Origin of the sequence: Rhodococcus sp. NPDC080181, from assembly GCF_040702225.1 — a bacterium.
In the GTDB taxonomy this organism is placed as follows: Bacteria; Actinomycetota; Actinomycetes; order Mycobacteriales; family Mycobacteriaceae; genus Rhodococcoides; species Rhodococcoides fascians.
The window spans coordinates 73,246-90,942 of record NZ_JBFBKN010000019.1; the positions used below are offsets into that span (position 1 = coordinate 73,246).

At 64.3% G+C, this 17,697-nt stretch carries 19 protein-coding genes; 14 read left to right on the forward strand and 5 right to left on the reverse strand.

What is annotated here, in order from left to right:
* Nucleotides 1–2 precede the first annotated feature (2 nt).
* Nucleotides 3–1,052 (forward strand): ABC transporter ATP-binding protein, encoded by a 1,050-nt coding sequence (locus AB0O58_RS20225; protein ID WP_366238684.1) that lies wholly within the window; start codon nt 3–5, stop codon nt 1,050–1,052.
* 51 nt (nt 1,053–1,103) lie between these two features.
* On the opposite strand, the gene AB0O58_RS20230 is transcribed toward AB0O58_RS20225, so the two are convergent.
* Entirely contained in the window at nt 1,104–2,507 is a 1,404-nt protein-coding gene (locus AB0O58_RS20230) for an MDR family MFS transporter (RefSeq protein WP_027495827.1), read from the reverse strand.
* Nucleotides 2,508–2,570: 63 nt separating this feature from the next.
* On the opposite strand from AB0O58_RS20230, the gene AB0O58_RS20235 reads away from it, so the two are divergent.
* A complete protein-coding gene (locus tag AB0O58_RS20235; RefSeq protein ID WP_094621728.1) occupies nt 2,571–3,455 on the forward strand; it encodes a phosphoribosylaminoimidazolesuccinocarboxamide synthase in 885 nt (294 codons plus the stop codon).
* A complete protein-coding gene (locus tag AB0O58_RS20240) occupies nt 3,452–5,584 on the forward strand; it encodes a S9 family peptidase (protein ID WP_366238685.1) in 2,133 nt (710 codons plus the stop codon). The genes AB0O58_RS20235 and AB0O58_RS20240 overlap by 4 nt, the downstream gene beginning before the upstream one ends.
* Before the next feature lie 78 nt (nt 5,585–5,662).
* On the opposite strand, the gene AB0O58_RS20245 is transcribed toward AB0O58_RS20240, so the two are convergent.
* Both AB0O58_RS20245 and AB0O58_RS20250 read right to left on the reverse strand, forming a co-directional pair.
* On the reverse strand, nt 5,663–6,337 hold the full coding sequence (locus AB0O58_RS20245; protein ID WP_032374017.1) for a response regulator: 675 nt from the start codon (nt 6,335–6,337) through the stop codon (nt 5,663–5,665).
* Nucleotides 6,334–7,827 (reverse strand): sensor histidine kinase, encoded by a 1,494-nt coding sequence (locus AB0O58_RS20250; RefSeq protein WP_283550587.1) that lies wholly within the window; start codon nt 7,825–7,827, stop codon nt 6,334–6,336. Before AB0O58_RS20250 ends, AB0O58_RS20245 begins: the two co-directional genes overlap by 4 nt.
* 233 nt (nt 7,828–8,060) lie before the next feature.
* Here AB0O58_RS20250 and AB0O58_RS20255 point away from each other — a divergent pair, with 233 nt between their 5' ends.
* The 5 genes from AB0O58_RS20255 to AB0O58_RS20275 all read left to right on the forward strand — a co-directional run bounded on the left by AB0O58_RS20255 (nt 8,061) and on the right by AB0O58_RS20275 (nt 12,656).
* A complete protein-coding gene (locus AB0O58_RS20255; protein WP_032371343.1) occupies nt 8,061–9,461 on the forward strand; it encodes a cation:dicarboxylase symporter family transporter in 1,401 nt (466 codons plus the stop codon).
* Nucleotides 9,462–9,592: 131 nt separating this feature from the next.
* On the forward strand, nt 9,593–10,102 hold the full coding sequence (locus AB0O58_RS20260; protein WP_027495833.1) for a glutathione peroxidase: 510 nt from the start codon (nt 9,593–9,595) through the stop codon (nt 10,100–10,102).
* A gap of 55 nt (nt 10,103–10,157) precedes the next feature.
* Nucleotides 10,158–10,859 (forward strand): DUF2334 domain-containing protein, encoded by a 702-nt coding sequence (locus AB0O58_RS20265; protein ID WP_366238686.1) that lies wholly within the window; start codon nt 10,158–10,160, stop codon nt 10,857–10,859.
* A gap of 183 nt (nt 10,860–11,042) precedes the next feature.
* Nucleotides 11,043–11,846 (forward strand): hydroxyethylthiazole kinase, encoded by an 804-nt coding sequence (thiM, locus tag AB0O58_RS20270; protein ID WP_366238687.1) that lies wholly within the window; start codon nt 11,043–11,045, stop codon nt 11,844–11,846.
* Nucleotides 11,847–12,029: 183 nt separating this feature from the next.
* Nucleotides 12,030–12,656, forward strand: a complete 627-nt coding sequence (locus AB0O58_RS20275; RefSeq protein WP_366238688.1) for an LppP/LprE family lipoprotein — start codon at nt 12,030–12,032, stop codon at nt 12,654–12,656.
* On the opposite strand, the gene AB0O58_RS20280 is transcribed toward AB0O58_RS20275, so the two are convergent.
* A complete protein-coding gene (locus tag AB0O58_RS20280; protein WP_366238689.1) occupies nt 12,653–13,291 on the reverse strand; it encodes an MBL fold metallo-hydrolase in 639 nt (212 codons plus the stop codon). The two genes, AB0O58_RS20275 and AB0O58_RS20280, sit on opposite strands and share 4 nt — an antisense overlap.
* Nucleotides 13,292–13,391: 100 nt before the next feature.
* On the opposite strand from AB0O58_RS20280, the gene purS reads away from it, so the two are divergent.
* The 5 genes from purS to AB0O58_RS20305 are packed head-to-tail and all read left to right on the forward strand — an operon-like array spanning nt 13,392 to nt 15,048.
* Entirely contained in the window at nt 13,392–13,628 is a 237-nt protein-coding gene (gene purS, locus AB0O58_RS20285; protein ID WP_032371340.1) for a phosphoribosylformylglycinamidine synthase subunit PurS, read from the forward strand.
* On the forward strand, nt 13,625–14,302 hold the full coding sequence (purQ, locus tag AB0O58_RS20290) for a phosphoribosylformylglycinamidine synthase subunit PurQ (RefSeq protein WP_027495839.1): 678 nt from the start codon (nt 13,625–13,627) through the stop codon (nt 14,300–14,302). The genes purS and purQ overlap by 4 nt, the downstream gene beginning before the upstream one ends.
* Nucleotides 14,303–14,336: 34 nt before the next feature.
* Nucleotides 14,337–14,687, forward strand: coding sequence for a VOC family protein (locus AB0O58_RS20295; RefSeq protein ID WP_032367485.1), 351 nt, complete (start codon nt 14,337–14,339; stop codon nt 14,685–14,687).
* Nucleotides 14,688–14,694: 7 nt separating this feature from the next.
* Nucleotides 14,695–14,859 carry a hypothetical protein gene (locus AB0O58_RS20300; RefSeq protein WP_196250494.1) on the forward strand — a complete coding sequence of 55 codons (165 nt, stop codon included), beginning with the start codon at nt 14,695–14,697 and terminating at the stop codon, nt 14,857–14,859.
* A 27-nt stretch (nt 14,860–14,886) separates the two neighbouring features.
* Nucleotides 14,887–15,048 (forward strand): hypothetical protein, encoded by a 162-nt coding sequence (locus AB0O58_RS20305; protein ID WP_155288495.1) that lies wholly within the window; start codon nt 14,887–14,889, stop codon nt 15,046–15,048.
* A gap of 25 nt (nt 15,049–15,073) precedes the next feature.
* Here AB0O58_RS20305 and AB0O58_RS20310 read toward each other — a convergent pair whose 3' ends face one another.
* The gene (locus tag AB0O58_RS20310; protein WP_366238690.1) at nt 15,074–15,901 is read right to left on the reverse strand and encodes a hypothetical protein; all 828 of its coding nucleotides are present in this window, start codon (nt 15,899–15,901) and stop codon (nt 15,074–15,076) included.
* Between the two features lie 118 nt (nt 15,902–16,019).
* Here AB0O58_RS20310 and AB0O58_RS20315 point away from each other — a divergent pair, with 118 nt between their 5' ends.
* On the forward strand, nt 16,020–17,327 hold the full coding sequence (locus AB0O58_RS20315; RefSeq protein WP_366238691.1) for a M18 family aminopeptidase: 1,308 nt from the start codon (nt 16,020–16,022) through the stop codon (nt 17,325–17,327).
* The last annotated feature ends 370 nt before the right edge of the window (nt 17,328–17,697 follow it).

Sequence of the window (17,697 nt, forward strand, 5' to 3'; positions counted from 1 at the left end):
GCATGGTGATGTCCGATCTCGTTGCCTCGTACGGCAGTACGACGGTGCTGCACGGAATCGATCTCGACCTCGGCGACGGTGAGATGCTCGCCGTTCTTGGACCCTCCGGCTGCGGCAAGACGACTCTGCTGCGATCGATCGCAGGCCTGCACCGTATCGATGCGGGCCGCATCACCGCGGACAGGCGCGACCTCTCCGTCGCCGGGCGTGTTCAGGTGCCACCGGAGAAGCGGGGGGTGGGCCTGATGCCGCAGGAAGGTGGACTGTTTCCACATCTGACGGTGCGCCGGAACATCGAATTCGGTTTGCGCACAGGGTTCGTGCGGCCGTACCTGTCCGGCCGAGCCGAGCGTGCCCGACGCGTCGACGAGATGCTCGAGCTCGTCGGACTGCCCGACGCCGGTGCGGTTCGACCCAGCGAACTCTCGGGCGGGCAGCAACAGCGGATCGCGTTGGCGCGCGCATTGGCCCCGGCTCCCTCGGTGGTGTTGATGGACGAGCCGTTCGCTGCTCTCGATGCAGGTCTGCGGACCTCGATTCGGCAGGACGTGCGAGAGTTGTTGCTCACCAGCAAGACCGCGTCGATTCTCGTCACCCACGATCGGGCCGAGGCTCTGGGCACCGCGGATCGGGTTGCGGTCCTGCTGGGCGGGCGCTGTGCGCAGGTCGATACGCCGCGTGCACTGTACGAGCGGCCCACCACGCCGGCTGTGGCGAGCTTCGTCGGCGACGCCTATTACGTCGATGCTGCCGCGCGCGACGGTTGGGTCGACACCGTTCTCGGTCGTCTCGAATCCACCACCAGGGCAACGGGTATGGGGCAGGTCTTGCTCCGGCCCGAACAGTTGGTGGTCTCGGAGCGCGAGGACGGCGAATTTCTCGTCGAACACGAAGTGTTCACCGGCCCCGAATGCTCGGTCACTGTGCGACACCGCGATACCGGGCTCCGGCTGCGCGTCGTCGCTCGGGCCTGCGACCGATTCGCTCCCGGTACAGCCGTGAAGGTCTCGGTGACCTCACCGGTGCACTGGTTTCCGCGTTCGGTGCGTTGATGCCGTGACGCAGGGTTCCGGTCGCGGTACGCGGCGGGACCAGTGGGCGAGTTATCGGGCCGTGCGCCTGGGCATGAACACCGCAGCGACAGTCATCAGGACGGCGGCGACCAGCACTCCGATGAAGACCAGATGGATGGCGTCGGACAGTTGTTCGGGTTCTGGATCTCCGGACACACGGGCGTTGACGATGGCACCGAACACCGCGACGCCGACGGCGCTACCGAGTGAACGGGCGAACATGTTGGTGGAGGTGACGACGCCGCGTTCGGCCCACTCGACGCTCGACTGTGCGGCGATCAAGGTGGGGCTCGCGATCAACCCCATGCCGAGGCCGATGACGAAGCACATCGCCGCGACGTGCCAGATCTGCGAATCGGCGTCGAGCAGAGTCGTCAGTGCCGTACCCACGATCCCGATCGAACCGCCGACCACTGCCGTCGTGCGGAAGCCGAAGCGCAGGTACACCCGCCCGGACTGGGATGCCGCGATCGGCCAGCCGAGGGTCAGCGTGGACAGCGAGAAGCCGGCGATGATGGCTCCGGTGCCGAACACGCCCTGTACGAAGGTCGGGACGTAGGACGTCAGTCCCAGGATCAATGCGCCGACGAGCAACGAGATGAAGCTGCTGACCACAAGCACCCGCCGGGTGAACACCCACAGCGGCAGGATCGGCTCCTCGGCGCGGGACTCGACCCATGCGAACACCGCCAGCAGTAGGAAGCCCACGACGAAGATCGCGATGCTGATCGGCGAACCCCAGGCCCAGGACTGGCCGCCTTCGAGCAGGCCGAGGAGCACCATCGTCGCGCCGACGGTGAGCAGAGCGGCACCGAGGTAATCGATCTTCGGCTTGGCGCGTTCGACAGCGCCTTCCTCGAACTTGCGCAGCAACATGAACGCCGCCACCGCGCACAGCGGAATGTTGATGAAAAAGATCCACCGCCACGACAGGTACTCGGAGAAGACGCCACCGAGGGCGGGGCCGAGCACCGAAGAGATCGCCCACACGCTGGCCAGGTAGCCCTGCACCTTGGCGCGCTCGGGCAGCGTGTAGATGTCGCCCGCGATGGTGATGGACATCGGCTGGACGGCACCCGCGCCGAGTCCCTGAATCGCGCGGAAAGCAATCAGAGCAGGCATGCTCCACGCCAGGCCGCACAGAATCGAGCCCAGGCAGAACACCGCGATGCCGAACACCATGATCTTCTTGCGCCCGAACAGATCGGACAATTTGCCGTAGAGCGGCACCGAGACAGCCTGTGCCAGCAGGTAGATCGAGAACAACCACGGGAACTGCGCAAACCCGCCGAGGTCGCCGACGATGGTGAGCACCGCAGTGGCGATGATCGTCGCGTCCAGCGCAACCAGCGACGAGCTGAGCATCAGCGCGATCAGGATGGGACCGCGTTCGGAGCGGAATCCGATGTCCGGGGTCGATTCGGTCGTTGCCATTGCTACTCATTGTGATCCCTGCCCGCCGACGTGGCGGCACCGGCCCAGATAGTGTTGAGCCTCGTGCGACCATCACTGAGTAGCTACGAGCATCTGGCCGGCGGCAAGGTCCGCGATCTGTACACGATCGACGACGCGCATCTGCTGCTCGTCGCGAGCGATCGAATCTCGGCCTACGACCACATCCTCGACACCCCGATCCCGGACAAGGGACGGGTGTTGACGGCGATGAGCGTGTTCTTCTTCGAGGAGCTCGGCGGCGTCAATCACCTGGCCGGTGATCCGCTCGACGAACGCATCCCCGCCGAACTGATCGGCCGCGCCCTGGTGGTGAAGAAGCTGAACATGGTGCCGATCGAGTGCGTTGCTCGCGGCTATCTCACCGGATCCGGGTTGGCGGATTACAACGCGACCGGTGCCGTGTGCGGCGTCGAACTGCCGCCCGGCCTGATCGAATCGAGCAAACTCGACGAGGTCATCTTCACTCCTGCCGCCAAGGCCGAACTGGGCGAGCACGACGAGAACATCACTTTCGACCAGGCCGTCGAACTGGTCGGTGCCGAGCTGGCCTTCAAGCTCCGCGAAGACACCATCGAGATCTATTCGCGTGCAGCCAACTTCGCTCTGGAACGCGGAATCATTCTCGCGGACACCAAGTTCGAGTTCGGGACCGATGCTGACGGCAACCTCGTTCTCGCCGACGAGGTGCTCACCCCCGATTCCTCGCGATACTGGCCTGCTGACTCGTACGAAGAAGGTCGCGTTCAGCCCAGTTTCGACAAGCAGTTCGTTCGCGACTGGCTGACCGGCGAATCCGGCTGGGACCGAGCGTCCGACACCCCACCGCCACCGTTGCCCGACGACGTCGTCGCCGCAACGCGCAGCCGCTACATCGAGGCCTACGAGCGCATCTCGGGCCTGAACTTCGACGATTGGGTCACGCCATGACGATCACCCCTCCCATTGCCAAGAAGGTGCCGCAGGGGCGCACCCATCACGGCGACACGTTCATCGACAACTACGAGTGGTTGCGCGCCAAGGAAGACCCCGAGGTGATCGCCTACCTCGAAGCCGAGAACGCCTACACCGAGCAGCAGACGGCCGGTCTGGAAGCACTCCGCGGCACGATCTTCGACGAGATCAAATCGCGCACCCAGGAGACCGACCTGTCCGTGCCGACGCGCATGGGCCAGTGGTGGTACTACTCGCGCACCGTCGAGGGAAAGTCGTACGGCCTCCAATGCCGTTGTCCCGTCGACTCTCCCGACGACTGGACACCGCCGACGCTGTCGTCCGACGTGGACGTGCCCGGTGAGCAGATCCTGCTCGACGCGAACGTCGAAGCGGAGGGTCACGACTTCTTCTCGCTCGGGGCATTCTCGATCAGCCTCGACGGCACGTTGCTGGCGTATTCCACCGACACCGAGGGCGACGAGCGGTACACGCTGCGTTTCAAGAACCTCGAGACCGGTGAACTGCTCGCCGACACCATCGAGAACGTCGCGCCGGGTGCCACCTGGACCGCCGACGCCACGCATGTCTTCTACCTGACGGTCGACGAGTCCTGGCGTCCCGACACCGTCTGGCGGCACACGCTCGGTAAGGCCGAGGACGTCAAGGTCTTCCACGAGCCCGACGAGAGCTACTGGGTCGGATTCGGTTCCACCCGCAGCGAGAAGTACCTGATGATCTGGGTCGGCTCGAAGATCACCTCCGAGTGCCTCGTCCTCGAATCCACCGATCCCGAGGGCGAATTCCGCGTCGTGCTGCCGCGCACGGACGGCATCGAGTACAGCATCGAACACGCCGTCGTGGCCGGTGAGGATCGCTTCCTGATCACCCACAACGGCTCGGTCAACGGCTGGGGCACCGAGGGGGAGAAGGCCGAGAACTTCCTGCTCGCCGAGGCCCCGGTGAGCGATCCACTCGATCAGCGCATTCTGGTTCCGCATCGCGATGACGTCCGAGTCGAGGACATCGACGCCTTCGCCGGACACCTGATCTTCACCTATCGCCGAGAAGCGTTGACCCGCATGTCGATCTGGCCGCTGACCGACGACGGATACGGCGAGTACCGCGAGCTCGAGTTCGACGAGGAGCTCTACTCCGTCGGTGCGGGCTCGAACCCGGAATGGGATCAGCCGCTGCTGCGGATGGTCTACACCTCCTTCATCACGCCCGGTCAGGTGTACGACCTCGACATCGCCAGTGGCGAACTGCTGCTCCGCAAATCGCAGCCGGTTCTCGGTGAGTTCGACGCCGGCGACTATGTGCAGCACCGAGAGTGGGCGACCGCGCCGGACGGAACACAGATTCCGCTGTCGGTCATCGCTCGCAAGGACGTCCCCGAGGGTCCTGCTCCCACGCTGCTGTACGGCTACGGATCGTACGAGGCATCGATGGACCCGTCGTTCTCGGTGGCGCGTCTGTCCCTGCTGAACCGCGGCATCGTCTTCGTCGTCGCACACGTGCGCGGCGGCGGTGAGATGGGTAGGCACTGGTACGACCAGGGCAAGACGCTGCAGAAGAAGAACACGTTCACCGACTTCATCGCTGCCGCACAGCATCTGATCGACACCGGCCGTACCTCACCGAAGCATCTGGTCGCCGACGGCGGCAGCGCAGGCGGACTGCTGATGGGAGCGGTGGCCAACCTCGCACCCGAGCTGTTCAACGGCATCCTGGCCAACGTGCCGTTCGTCGACCCACTCACCTCCATCCTCGACCCGTCGCTGCCGTTGACGGTGATCGAATGGGACGAGTGGGGTAACCCGTTGGCGGACAAGGAGGTGTACGACTACATGAAGTCGTACAGCCCCTACGAGAACGTCGAGGCCAAGGACTACCCGTCGATCCTCGCGATCACGTCCATCAACGACACCCGCGTCCTGTACGTCGAACCGGCCAAATGGGTTGCGGCCCTGCGTGCCACGAAGACGGGTGACTCGGACCTGCTCCTCAAGACCGAAATGAGCGCCGGACACGGCGGAGTCAGCGGACGCTACGAGAAATGGAAAGAAGCGGCCTTCGAGTACGCCTGGATCGTCGAGAAGACCGGTGCCCATGTGAGTGGCTGACTTTCGGGTCGTTCCGCAAACTCCACTCCTGCCTCGTAGCCTGCTCCGAATTTCCACTCACATGCGGCGCCAGCCGCTCTAACGCCACACGTAGCGGACCTGCGGTCGCCCGGCCTTACCGTATTCGGTGTGCCGGGTGACCAGGCCGTCGTCGGCCAGTCGTTCGAGGTAGCGCCAGGCCGTCACCCGGGATACGCCGACAACCTTGGCCGCCTCGGAGGCGTTGAGGCCGTCGACGGATTCCTTGACGCTGGCTGTGATGCCGTCCATCGTCTGTGGGGCAATGCCTTTGGGGGTGGAGACGCGTTCGTCGGCCGTGCGCAGATGTGCCATCGCACGGTCGATGTCTCGCTGACTGGACGCGTTCTCGCCGGCGGGTAATGCATCGTGGAATTCGCGATAGCGCTCGAGCTTGTCTCGGAACGCAGCGAACGTGAACGGTTTGAGCAGATACAGCACGATGCCGTGCGCCACTGCCGAACGCACCACCGACAGATCACGTTCGGAGGTGATGGCAATGACGTCGGGGCTCGGACGCAGACCGCCGAGCGCCGCGGCGACGTCGATGCCACTGGCGTCGGGCAGGCCGATGTCCAGCAACACCAGATCGACGGGTTCGGTGCTGGCGAATCGCATGGCCGCAGCGCCGGTGTGCGCGACGCCGGCAACGTCGAAACCGGGCGTCCGCTCGACGTACGTCTTGTGGGCCTCGGCGATGAGCGGTTCGTCGTCGACGATCAGTACGCGGATCACGACGTCGCCCCCGGAATGGTCGCAACCAACACCGACCCGTACGTCACTTCCGAGGTCAACGTGCCACCGTGCCGCGTGATCACCTGCGTCACCAACGCGAGGCCGAGTCCGCGAGATCCGGATTTGGTCGAATATCCGCGCCGGAGAGCAGCTTTCAAGGTTTCCGGCGGCATGCCGGGACCGCTGTCGGCCACTCGGACGACGAGTTCACCGTCGGCGTCGCGGACCGTCACTTCGACCCACGGCTGGTCGGATTCTTTCGAGGCATCGATCGCATTGTCTATCAGATTGCCGACCAGCGTCACCAATTCGCGAGCAGTCAGAACCCCTTCGTGTTCCATCGCCGTGTCGTCGGTGATCGTCAGCTCGACGCCCTGTTCGGCAGCCTGGCTGACCTTGCCGAGCAACAGCGCCGCGAGCGCAGGCTCGCTTACCGCGTTCATCAACCGGTCGATGAGAGTCTGCGAGAGTTCGAGATCGGCCGTCGCGAATTCGACGGCTTCTTCGGGCCGACCGAGCTCGACCATCGTGATGACCGTGTGCAAGCGATTCGCCGCCTCGTGCGCCTGCGAGCGCAGTGACTCCGCGAAACTGCGCACCGAATCCAATTCGCCCATCAACGAACGCAACTCGGTCTGATCGCGAATCGTCAAAACGTTACCCAGGCGTTTGCCCTCCCACATGACCGGATCCTGGTTGACGACGAGTACACGATCTTTCGTCAGGTGCAGCTCACCGCGGACGATCCCGGTGTCCATCTGTTGCATCGACTCCGGCAACGACGTCAGCGACACCGGCCCGTCCGGTAGGTCGAGAAGGCGTCGGGCCTCGTCGTTGACCAACTCCGCCTCGTCGCTGCGTCCGAACACCAACAGACCCTCGCCGATGGAATGCAGAACGGCGTCGTGATGCTCGTACATCGTCCGCAATTCGGCCGGAGCCATTCCCAATGTCTGACGCCGTAGCCGGCGGCTGAGCAGCGTCGAACCGGCCGCAGCGACGACGAAGGCCGCGAGCACGACGGCGAGGATCAACGGCAGGCCTTGTAGGAACTGATCGCTGATCTTCTGGCGGGTGACTCCAGCGGACACGAGACCGACGATCTCGCCGTCGGTATCGGTGACGGGTGTGACCGCTCTGATCGACGGGCCGAGAGAGCCCACGTACGTCTCGGTGAACGTCTCACCGAGCAGTGCGCGATCGATGTTGCCGCTGAACGGTTTACCGATCAGGTCGACGGTGGTGTGCGTGAAGCGGGTGCGATCGGGAGCCATGACGACGATGAAATCGACCCCGGTGACCTGCCTGATCTTCTCCGTTTCCGGCTGCAGACGAGACGTCGGGTCGTCGGATTCGATGGCCAGCGGCGTCGACGGTTCGTTGGCGATACTCACCGCGATCGCCGTCACCTCACGTCGGGTGGCGTCGTCGCTGTTGGACCTCTCGTTGAGGATCGTCAGTATCCCGCCGGCGAGAACGACGACGGCCATGACGACCAGTTGCAGGACCAAAACCTGGCCCGCCACGCTCAGCGGCCGCTTCGAGGACAACACATTCCTTTCGGACAAGAAACATCGATGTGAACAGAATGAACGTATAGGTGACTCCAGTCACTGGGTGCAGCAACATCATCTCTCAGCAGGGGTGACCCACCTCACTCCACTCCGGCGATCACGAAGCCACCAGCCACATTCACGCACCACCGGAACACTAAGGAACGTCCATGACTATCAGCACCGACGCTGAGCGGAACGACAATCCGTCGTCCGAGCCGAAGAAGAAGCGCGACAGAACGCACTGGCTCTACATCGCGGTGATCATCGCCGTCATCGCCGGCATCATCGTCGGGTTGGTGGCCAAGGATTTCGCGTCCGACCTGTCGATCCTCGGCACGCTCTTCGTCAGCCTGATCAAGATGATGATCAGCCCGGTCATCTTCTGCACCATCGTCCTCGGCATCGGATCGGTACGCGCCGCAGCCAGCGTCGGCCGAGTCGGCGGCCTGGCGCTCGCTTACTTCATCGGCATGTCGACCATCGCCCTCGGTATCGGCATGGTTGTCGGCAACCTCATCAAGCCCGGTGACGGACTGAACATCACGCCGAACGACGCCGGACTCAAGCTCGCCGACACCGCCCACGAAGCCGGCGGGACGATGGACTTCATCGCCGGAATCATTCCGACGTCGCTGCTTTCGTCGCTGACGGCCGGTTCTGTTCTGCAGACGCTGTTCGTCGCCATCCTCGTCGGTTTCGCCCTGCAGGCCATGGGCAAGCAGGGTGAAGGCATCCTCAAGGGCATCGGCGCAGTACAGAAGCTCGTCTTCCGCATCCTCACGATGATCCTGTGGCTCGCCCCGATCGGTGCCTTCGGTGCCATCGCCGGTGTCGTCGGCAAGACCGGCTTCGACGCAGTCATTCAGCTCGGCACTCTGATGCTGGCCTTCTACATCACCTGCTTCATCTTCGTCTTCTTCTTCCTCGGCCTGATTCTCAAGTTCGTCTCCGGCTTCTCGATCTTCAAGCTGGTCAAGTACCTGGCCCGGGAGTACCTGCTCATCGTTGCCACGTCGTCCTCCGAATCGGCCCTGCCGCGTCTGATCGCCAAGATGGAGCACGTCGGAGTCGAGCGCACCACCGTCGGCATCGTCGTCCCCACCGGTTACTCGTTCAACCTCGACGGCACTGCGATCTACCTGACCATGGCCTCGATCTTCATCGCCGACGCCATGAACATGCCGCTCTCCATCGGGGAGCAGTTCTCGCTGCTGCTGTTCATGATCATCGCCTCCAAGGGCGCAGCCGGAGTGTCCGGAGCAGGCCTGGCGACTCTCGCCGGCGGCCTGTCGAGCCACCGCCCGGAACTGCTCGACGGTGTTCAGCTCATCGTCGGAATCGACCGCTTCATGTCCGAAGCCCGCGCCGTCACCAACTTCTCCGGTAACGCCGTTGCCACTCTGTTGGTCGGTACGTGGACCAAGACGATCGACGCCGCCCGAGTCACCGAGGTGCTCGACGGCAAGCACCCGTTCGACGAGGAGACCATGGTCGACGACCACCTCCCCGAGGACGACCGGCCTGCCGACAAGCAGGTCATCATCGAAAAGAACGCCGCCAAGGCATAAGAACCTGCCGGGCGACGCGCATCCCCCCGTCGCCCGGTTCGGAAGAACGCAAGTACGGCCCTGCCACCAGCGGGGTCGTACTTGCTTTTGTGCGTCGGTTCCATTCTGTCGGTACTCACAGGTAAGTTCGGATGATGACTGAAGTTCAGAACATCGGCATCAACACGCTGGGTGGTGCGCCCACCTCGCTCGACGAGTACGCCGGACGGGCCGTCCTCGTGGTCAATGTCGCATCCAAGTGCGGACTGACCCCGCAGTACGAAAAGCTGGAGAAGCTCGCCAACGAGTACTCCGCCAGTGGCCTGTCGGTCGTCGGGGTGCCGTGTAACCAGTTCGGTGGCCAAGAGCCCGGCACCGCCGAAGAAATCGAAACTTTCTGCTCCACCACGTACGGCGTCACGTTCGCGATGACCGAGAAGGTCGACGTCAACGGTGACAACCGGCACCCGCTCTACGCCGAACTGACCAAGACCGAGGACGCCGACGGCACCGCCGGAGACGTTCAGTGGAACTTCGAGAAGTTCCTGATCTCCCCGGATGGCGTCGTCACCAACCGTTTCCGCCCGCGCACCGAGCCGGACGCACCCGAGGTGCTCGCCGCGATCGACAAGATCCTGCCGAAGGAAACGATCGCCGTTTAGCTTCTGTCTGCATCGACGTCGAGCCTCGTTCACGCTGGTGTGCGAGGCTCGAGTCATGTCTGGACGCCTGATCGTGTCGGTGAGCGGAATCAAGAACGACACCTACGAGCACGCCGCCGAGTTCGCACGAGAACTCGACGGACGGGGCGTCCCGCTGTCGCTGCTCGTCGCACCGCGGCTGAAAGACAAATACCGTCTCGCAGCCGACGTGCCCACCCAGGAATGGCTGCGGACGCGACGCGACGGAGGCGACGCCATCGTTCTGCACGGCTACGACCAGGCCGCGACGAAGCGTCGACGCTCCGAATTCTCCGCACTGCCGCGTCACGAAGCTCGACTGCGCTTGATGGCCGCCGACCGCGTCATGGAACAGACCGGCCTGCGTACCCGAGTGTTCGCCGCTCCGCGCTGGATCGCCTCACCCGGAGCCATCGAGGCGCTCCCGGATGCAGGATTCCGAATGATCGCCTCGCTGAACGGTATTCACGACCTCGACCGCGACGGCACCATCCGCGCCCGGGTCTGGGGAATCGGCGAAGGCTTCAAAGCCGAACCTTGGTGGTTCAAAGCACTCGTACTCGGGGCCGGTCGCAACGCCCGACGCGGGGGAGTGGTGCGCCTGGCCATCAGCGCCAAGCAACTCGGACGCTCCGCGCCGCGACAGGCAATCCTCGATGCCATCGACCTCTCCCTGCACCACAACGCCGCAGCCGGAGTCTACGAATGGATCCCGCGCACCAAAACTCGCGTCGCCTGACTCCTCGCTGACTCACCCCCGCCCCGCCCCAACCCCCGCCCCGCCCCCGGCTTGCTCTGTACCTCCAATTGGGATCAATGTGGCTTTCAGTCACTCAGATTGCAAGAAAGGCGCATTGATCCGAAGGGGGTGGGGTGGTCCATTGACGCGAACGGGGTGGCAGCGGTCGTAGACTCGACAGCGATGAATGCCTCGAGTGTGACCCTGGACGACATCGTTGCCGCGCATCGACTGCTGCGTGATCGCAATCCGCTGGTGCAGTGTCTGACCAATACGGTGTCGGTGCAATTCGTCGCCAACGCCCTGCTCGCGGCAGGTGCGGCTCCGGCGATGGTCGACAATCCGGAGGAAGCGGCCGGCTTCGCCGAGATCGCCGACGCGGTTCTGGTCAATCTCGGAACTCCGACGGCCGCGCAGGTGGAAAGTTCTCGTCTGGCGTCCGCTGCCGCGCGAGCAGCGGGGAAGCCGTGGGTACTCGATCCGGTGGGCGCGGGCGGTCTTCCCTGGCGGACTCAGGTGGCCGTCGAGCTACTTGCCAATCGGCCCAGCGTGATTCGCGCGAATGCTTCCGAGGTGATGGGACTCGCGGGCGCTGAGGGTGGATCGCGGGGCGTGGATTCGTCTGCGCACGTGGCGGATTCCGTCGACGCGGCGCGTTCTCTCCTCGACCGCGCCGAGGTCGTAGCGGCCTCGGGCGAGGTCGACCACATCTTCGCGCAAGGCTCGACGGTGAAGATCGGCGGCGGAAGCGTACTGCTGCAACGAGTTACGGCCACCGGATGCGCGTTGGGTGCGCTGACGGCTGCGTACTGTTCCGTTTCTCCGTCTGCGTTGATCGGTGCCGTCGCCGCGCACGCGCACGTGGCGGTCGCGTCGGAGATTGCGGCTCGCTCGACGTCGCGTCCGGGTACCTTCGCTGCTGCATTCTTGGACGGACTCGACGCGGTGGACGAGTCGGCACTGCAGGAATTGGTTCGGCTCGACTGACGAGTGCAACTGGCGCTCCACTCTGTGGCAGCTTCCGCCTGAAATACCGCGGACCGGGCGGGGAGTGGAGCAAGAATCGCCTGCGCTGGCAGGGTTCAGGCCCCTTGATCGAAATGAGATGTAACGGAACATGTTTGCGAGGGTACATACCTGGCGTCGGGCAAATCGAACCAGGCGGTCTTCATGAAACGACTTCTGCTCCTCGCAGTAGGTGCAACAGCTCTCGTCGCGTGCAGCGGATCGGAGCAAGGAACGCCGTCGGCAGCACCGTCCTCGGCCGTTCCGACGACCACGGCGACGAGCTCGGTGACGGTGACACCCGACCCGGCCACCGTGACCGAGGGAGCGCAGCCGCAGCGAACGCCACCCGAGGAGGCCAGCGACCTGGTTCCCATGGGTCCGTCGGAAGCCGAGCCGCTGTGCCTGGATCTGACGTGGGGGCCGGTACCGCAGGCGGTGGACTCGCTGCCGCTCGTGTTCGCAGATTCACCGTGGGTCGCCACCGACATGGGCGATCCGTGCGCGTCGTTCACCTGGGTCGAAGCGCTCCCGTCCGGGGCAACGGTGAGCTCGCCGACACATCTGCTCTTCTTTCACGACGCCGAGTACCTCGGCACCGCGACGCTGGAGCCGTACGGGTTCACGTCGGTGGCGGCACAGTCCGCCGACACGATCACAGTGAACTACCGCTGGCCACTCGCCGATGACGCCAATGCGAACCCGACCGGCGGACCGGCGACGATCGACTACCAGTGGGACGGAACGCAAGTGACCATGATCGGCACCCTCCCGCCCGAGGTCACCGGCTAGATCGAGACGGACGATTCCTCGGGGAGTTCGCGGATTTCGGCGTCGGACATGTCCTTGAAGCGTCCGTAGTAGATGCCCCTCGCCTGTTCCGCGACGACGGCCTGGTGAATGGGGAACGCCATCCTCGGTGCCACCGCACGGAGGAACTCGACCGTCTCGGACAGCTTCGACCACGGCGCTGCCGCGGGCAATGCCAGTACCTCGACCTGTTGCTCGGGAACGAACAACGAGTCACCCGGATGGAACAGTTGCCCCGGGTTCTCCGGAGTACCGAGCAGATAACCGGTGTTGTCGATCTCCGGCAGTTCCGGATGGATGACGGCGTGCGTGCCGCCGACTCCGGTGACGGTGATGCCGCCCACGGAGAAGTCCTTGCCCGCCGGGGCCGCGATCCATTTTCCTCCGAGCTGGCCTGCCGTCATGGGATCGGCGTGCAGCTCGGCGCGGGGATTGGCGTCGAGAAGCGCGGGAAGTCGCTGCAGATCAACATGATCCGGGTGCTGGTGAGTGACCAGGATGGCGTCGAGTCCGGTGATGCCCTCGAATCCGTGAGAGAACGTGCCGGGATCGAACAGCACCGTGGTGCCGTTGAGTTTGACCAGAACGCAGGAATGTCCGAAGTGTGTCAGCCGCATGCACCCCACAGTAAGCGCGGTTTCACTCCGCTGGCCAGGGCTGCGTAGACTCCCACCTGCCGGTAACTGTCTTGCTGTACGTATTTCAAGGAGCGCTTTCGTGGCCCGAGTCGTAGTCGATGTCATGCCCAAGGCCGAGATTCTCGATCCGCAGGGTCAGGCCATCGCAGGTGCGCTGGGCCGGCTGGGAATCTCCGGTGTGTCCGATGTGCGTCAGGGCAAGCGCTTCGAGCTGGAGATCGACGATTCCGTCGACGACGCCGAACTCGAGAAAATTGCCGAATCGCTGCTCGCCAACACGGTGATCGAGGACTGGAAAGTGACCCGTATCTCATGAGCGCCCGCGTAGGAGTCATCACGTTCCCCGGAACTCTCGACGACGTCGACGCATCCCGCGCCGTGACTCTCGCCGGCGGCGAGGCCGTCAGCCTGTGGCACGCCGACGCCGATCTGAAGAACGTCGACGCCATCGTCGTCCCCGGCGGATTCTCATACGGCGACTATCTGCGAGCCGGTGCGATCGCCCGCTTCGCTCCCGTGATGGAGTCAGTGGTCAAGGCGGCAGAGGGCGGGATGCCGATCCTGGGGATCTGCAACGGTTTTCAGGTGTTGTGCGAGGTCGGACTGCTTCCCGGAGCTTTGACGCGCAACGAGGGCCTCCATTTCGTGTGCCGCGACCAATGGTTGAAGGTCGAGAATGCCGGCACGGCATGGTCGTCGCGATACGAGCAGGATGCCGAGATCCTGATTCCGGTCAAGAACGCCGAGGGCCGATTCCAGGCATCGCAGAGCGTGCTCGACGAGCTCGAAGGTGAAGGCCGCGTCGTGTTCCGCTACAGCGGGAGCAACCCCAACGGGTCGCAGCGCGGTATTGCCGGAATCTCGTCGGCAAACGGTCGGATCGTCGGCCTGATGCCCCATCCCGAGCACGCCACCGAGCCGTTGACCGGCCCGAGCGACGACGGGCTCGGCATCTTCTACTCGGCACTGGACGCGATCGTCAACGCCTGATTTTCGTGTCGGTGGGTGGGTCTAATCTTCCGCCATGACACTGACCCTGGGCATGATCACGTTCGATTCCACCGACCCGGGCCCGCTCGCTCGCTGGTGGGCCTCACAGGTCGACGGATCGATCGTCGAGGAGAACGACGGCTGGTTCTACGTCGTCGCACTCGCTTCGGCCCCGTATCGACTGGCCTTCCAGAAGGTCGACGACCCGTCGCCGGGTAAGAATCGCCTCCACCTCGACATGACCGCCGAGAACCTCGACGACGAGGTCTCTCGGCTGGTCGAGTCGGGTGCGACCGAGGTCCAGCAGCACACCATGGGTGACTTTCGCTGGGTGACGCTCAGCGATCCCGACGGCAACGTGTTCTGCGTATCCGGGGCGCACTGAGCAGCGGATGCCCGCCCAGTCGTGGGTAACGCTCGTCGTTGGCGTTCTGGCCGTCGTCGGGGTCGCTCTCATCGCCAGCACCGAACGCAAGGTGCTGCTTGCCGTTGCGGGCCGGTCTGCACGTCGCGCACTGGCGCAACCGCGCGAAACCGCGCGAAACCGAGGACACTGACGGCGAGAGCGAGCAGGAGGACCCGCGATGACCACCACCGACGAACGCAACATCAAAGCACCACGGCCAACGGTCGCCGCTGCCGCTGCCCGCGCGTACATCACCATGGCCGAACGCGATCATCAACCCGTACCCGACTGGATTCGCGACGCTGCAGCGGGACGACCGACCACTCCGCCGCCTGAATAGCGGGTCTGTCGGCACGTGATCGCAGTCAGGCCGCGCGTGCGCGTAGTTCGGTCAACGCTGAGGTGAAGATACCCTTAGGCCCGTGCGTCACGTCGCAATACTCGCCGTCTCGCCAGAAGAACACCGAGCGCGACAGTGGGCTCGGTGTATCGCGAGAGAACACGTCGGCCAGCTCGGCGAGTGCGGTGGCTGCGGCGACTGCGTCGTCGGCGTCGCGGGGCCGATGAAAGGCGAATTCGTACGCGTTGGGGACGGCGAAGAGTACGCCGTACAGGCATTCGCCCAAATGCGACGAAGTCAACGTGGTCATATCGGCGATCTTCGACGCAAGATAGATCGAATCGCCGTCGAGCACCTCGATGCAGACCCCCTCGCGTTCGAGCAACTGCGCTCCCTCGAACTCGATCGCCGCAGTGTTCTTGCGACCCGCAGCCCACGCAGCGTCGATGTCGCGCCCCTCGAAGTGACTGTCGAACAACGTCAGAGCTCGATTCGGAGACGACAGATTCAACACCCGCCTCGGCGCATCGGGTGCCGCGAGCAGGGGAACCGAATAACTGTACGAACCCATCGATTCCAACACGCACGGCGCGACGACGCGTTCACGGAGTTTCGAATGGAACTCGTCGTCGGACAGGCCTGCGATGAACGCCGGAGCGGACTCGCGCATCGCCTCGATCATGACCTGGACATGGCCGCCGATGATGCCGTCCCACGCCGACCGGGGCGCACCCGAGCAGCGGGCGAACACGTTGTCGAGCGGGAAGCGTGCACCCGACTCCGCACCGAGCGTGGTCGCATCCTCACGGTGCACCACCATTCCGCGGGTACGAAATGCTTCGATCGTTTTCATTCGTACGATGGCGAGTGTGGTTGCGTGAGCGACGTGTTGGTTCGGTGTCGGCTCGATCTTCATGTTTCTCCCCCGGTCGGTGTGTGCTCTCGGGGTGTTCGACGCGGCGGCTGACACAATGGTTCCCATGTCGTCCTCTGCCTCTGCTGCCGGTCTCTGCAACTTCGTCGACGTCTCGCCGTCCCCGTTCCATGTGTGTCGGACGGTGTCGGTGCAGCTCGAAGACGCCGGATTCGTGCGTCTGGACGAGACCGATGCCTGGCCGACCGAACCAGGCCGCTACTACTTGATTCGCGGCGGTTCTCTCGTCGCGTGGGGCACCGAGCACATCGATTCGGGTCGTTCCGCAGGCTCCACTCGTGATTGCCCCTTCCGCATCGTCGGCGGACACACCGACAGTCCCAATCTCCGGGTGAAGCAGCACCCCGATCTCGAATCGGCGGGCTGGCAGATGGTCGGCCTGGAGCCGTACGGCGGTGCCTGGCTGAACTCCTGGCTCGATCGCGACCTGGGTATCTCCGGCCGGCTCAGCGTGCGCGACGGCAACACCGCCCGCGAAGTGCTGGTCAAGGTGGACGAACCGATCCTGCGAGTTCCACAGCTGGCGATCCACCTGTCCGAGGACCGCAAAGGCGTCACCCTGGACCCGCAGCGACACGTCAATGCCATTTGGGGCGTGGGTAATTCACCGCAGTCGTTCATCGCCTACGTCGCCGACCGCGAAGGCGTCGATCCCGGTTCGGTGCTGGGCTGGGAACTGATGACACACGATCTCGCGCCCAGTGCCGTCGTGGGCGTCGAATCCGAGTTGGTCAGTGCGCCGCGACTGGACAACCAGGGCACCTGTTACGCCGGAACGCAGGCTTTGCTTGCGGCACTGGAGAATCCGACCGACGTCACTCCGGTGCTGGCACTGTTCGACCACGAGGAAGTCGGCAGTATGTCCGACCGCGGCGCGTTCTCGGACCTGCTCAACACCGTGCTCGAACGCATCGTGCTGGGGCGCGGCGGCGGCCGCGAGGAATTCCTGCGCACGATGGCCGGATCCATCTGTGCCTCAGGCGATATGGCGCACGCGACGCATCCGAACTACCCCGATCGTCACGAGCCTGCACATCGCATCGAACTCGGCGGCGGACCGGTACTCAAGGTCAACCAAAACCTGCGCTACGCAACCGATTCCGCCGGTGCCGGTGCATTCGCACTGGCCTGCGAGCAAGCCGACGTACCGTTTCAGCGCTATGTCCATCGCGCGGATCTACCGTGCGGATCGACCATCGGACCGATCACCGCGTCGCGCACCGGGTTGTCGACGGTCGACGTCGGCGCAGCGCAACTCGCCATGCACTCGTCCCGAGAGTTGATGGGAGCCGGCGACGTGAAGGCATACGCCGACGCGTTGGCGGCTTTCCTCGCTCCTGCCTGAGCCCGATCGGCGGCGCAAACGCGCGCGCAGTTGTCAGGTGCGCGCGGATTCGTGCCCGATTCCGGGGCTGTTTCGCTCGCGTTCGGCAAACGCGCGCGCGTTTGCGAAATCCGGGGGGCGGACGTCGAATGTTGGTGAGCCTTGGACCGGGAAGCTCGTGATCATCGTTCGGCAATCGCAAACGCGCGCGCATTCGTCAGGTGCGCGGAGTTTCGTGCCCGATTCCGGGGCAATTCGGCTCGCGTCTGGCAAACGCGAGCGCGTTTGCGAGATCAGGGGGGTGTCCCTATGGTTTCTGTCAAGCGGCTTGTGTCGTGGGCGGTTGGTACAGAGTCTTGGTCTTGAGCATGGCGAACAGGACGTCGCATCG

Bases quoted from the DNA above. Each gene is read 5' to 3' on its own strand.
- AB0O58_RS20255 (WP_032371343.1), top strand. From the start codon at position 8,061: ATGACTATCAGCACCGACGCTGAGCGGAACGACAATCCGTCGTCCGAG.
- AB0O58_RS20260 (WP_027495833.1), top strand. From the start codon at position 9,593: ATGATGACTGAAGTTCAGAACATCGGCATCAACACGCTGGGTGGTGCG.
- AB0O58_RS20225 (WP_366238684.1), top strand. From the start codon at position 3: ATGGTGATGTCCGATCTCGTTGCCTCGTACGGCAGTACGACGGTGCTG.
- AB0O58_RS20315 (WP_366238691.1), top strand. From the start codon at position 16,020: ATGGTTCCCATGTCGTCCTCTGCCTCTGCTGCCGGTCTCTGCAACTTC.
- AB0O58_RS20280 (WP_366238689.1), bottom strand. From the start codon at position 13,291: ATGCGGCTGACACACTTCGGACATTCCTGCGTTCTGGTCAAACTCAAC.
- AB0O58_RS20295 (WP_032367485.1), top strand. From the start codon at position 14,337: ATGACACTGACCCTGGGCATGATCACGTTCGATTCCACCGACCCGGGC.
- purQ (WP_027495839.1), top strand. From the start codon at position 13,625: ATGAGCGCCCGCGTAGGAGTCATCACGTTCCCCGGAACTCTCGACGAC.
- AB0O58_RS20275 (WP_366238688.1), top strand. From the start codon at position 12,030: ATGAAACGACTTCTGCTCCTCGCAGTAGGTGCAACAGCTCTCGTCGCG.
- AB0O58_RS20230 (WP_027495827.1), bottom strand. From the start codon at position 2,507: ATGGCAACGACCGAATCGACCCCGGACATCGGATTCCGCTCCGAACGC.
- AB0O58_RS20265 (WP_366238686.1), top strand. From the start codon at position 10,158: ATGTCTGGACGCCTGATCGTGTCGGTGAGCGGAATCAAGAACGACACC.
- thiM (WP_366238687.1), top strand. From the start codon at position 11,043: ATGAATGCCTCGAGTGTGACCCTGGACGACATCGTTGCCGCGCATCGA.
- AB0O58_RS20240 (WP_366238685.1), top strand. From the start codon at position 3,452: ATGACGATCACCCCTCCCATTGCCAAGAAGGTGCCGCAGGGGCGCACC.
- AB0O58_RS20310 (WP_366238690.1), bottom strand. From the start codon at position 15,901: ATGAAAACGATCGAAGCATTTCGTACCCGCGGAATGGTGGTGCACCGT.
- AB0O58_RS20300 (WP_196250494.1), top strand. From the start codon at position 14,695: ATGCCCGCCCAGTCGTGGGTAACGCTCGTCGTTGGCGTTCTGGCCGTC.
- AB0O58_RS20250 (WP_283550587.1), bottom strand. From the start codon at position 7,827: ATGGCCGTCGTCGTTCTCGCCGGCGGGATACTGACGATCCTCAACGAG.
- AB0O58_RS20305 (WP_155288495.1), top strand. From the start codon at position 14,887: ATGACCACCACCGACGAACGCAACATCAAAGCACCACGGCCAACGGTC.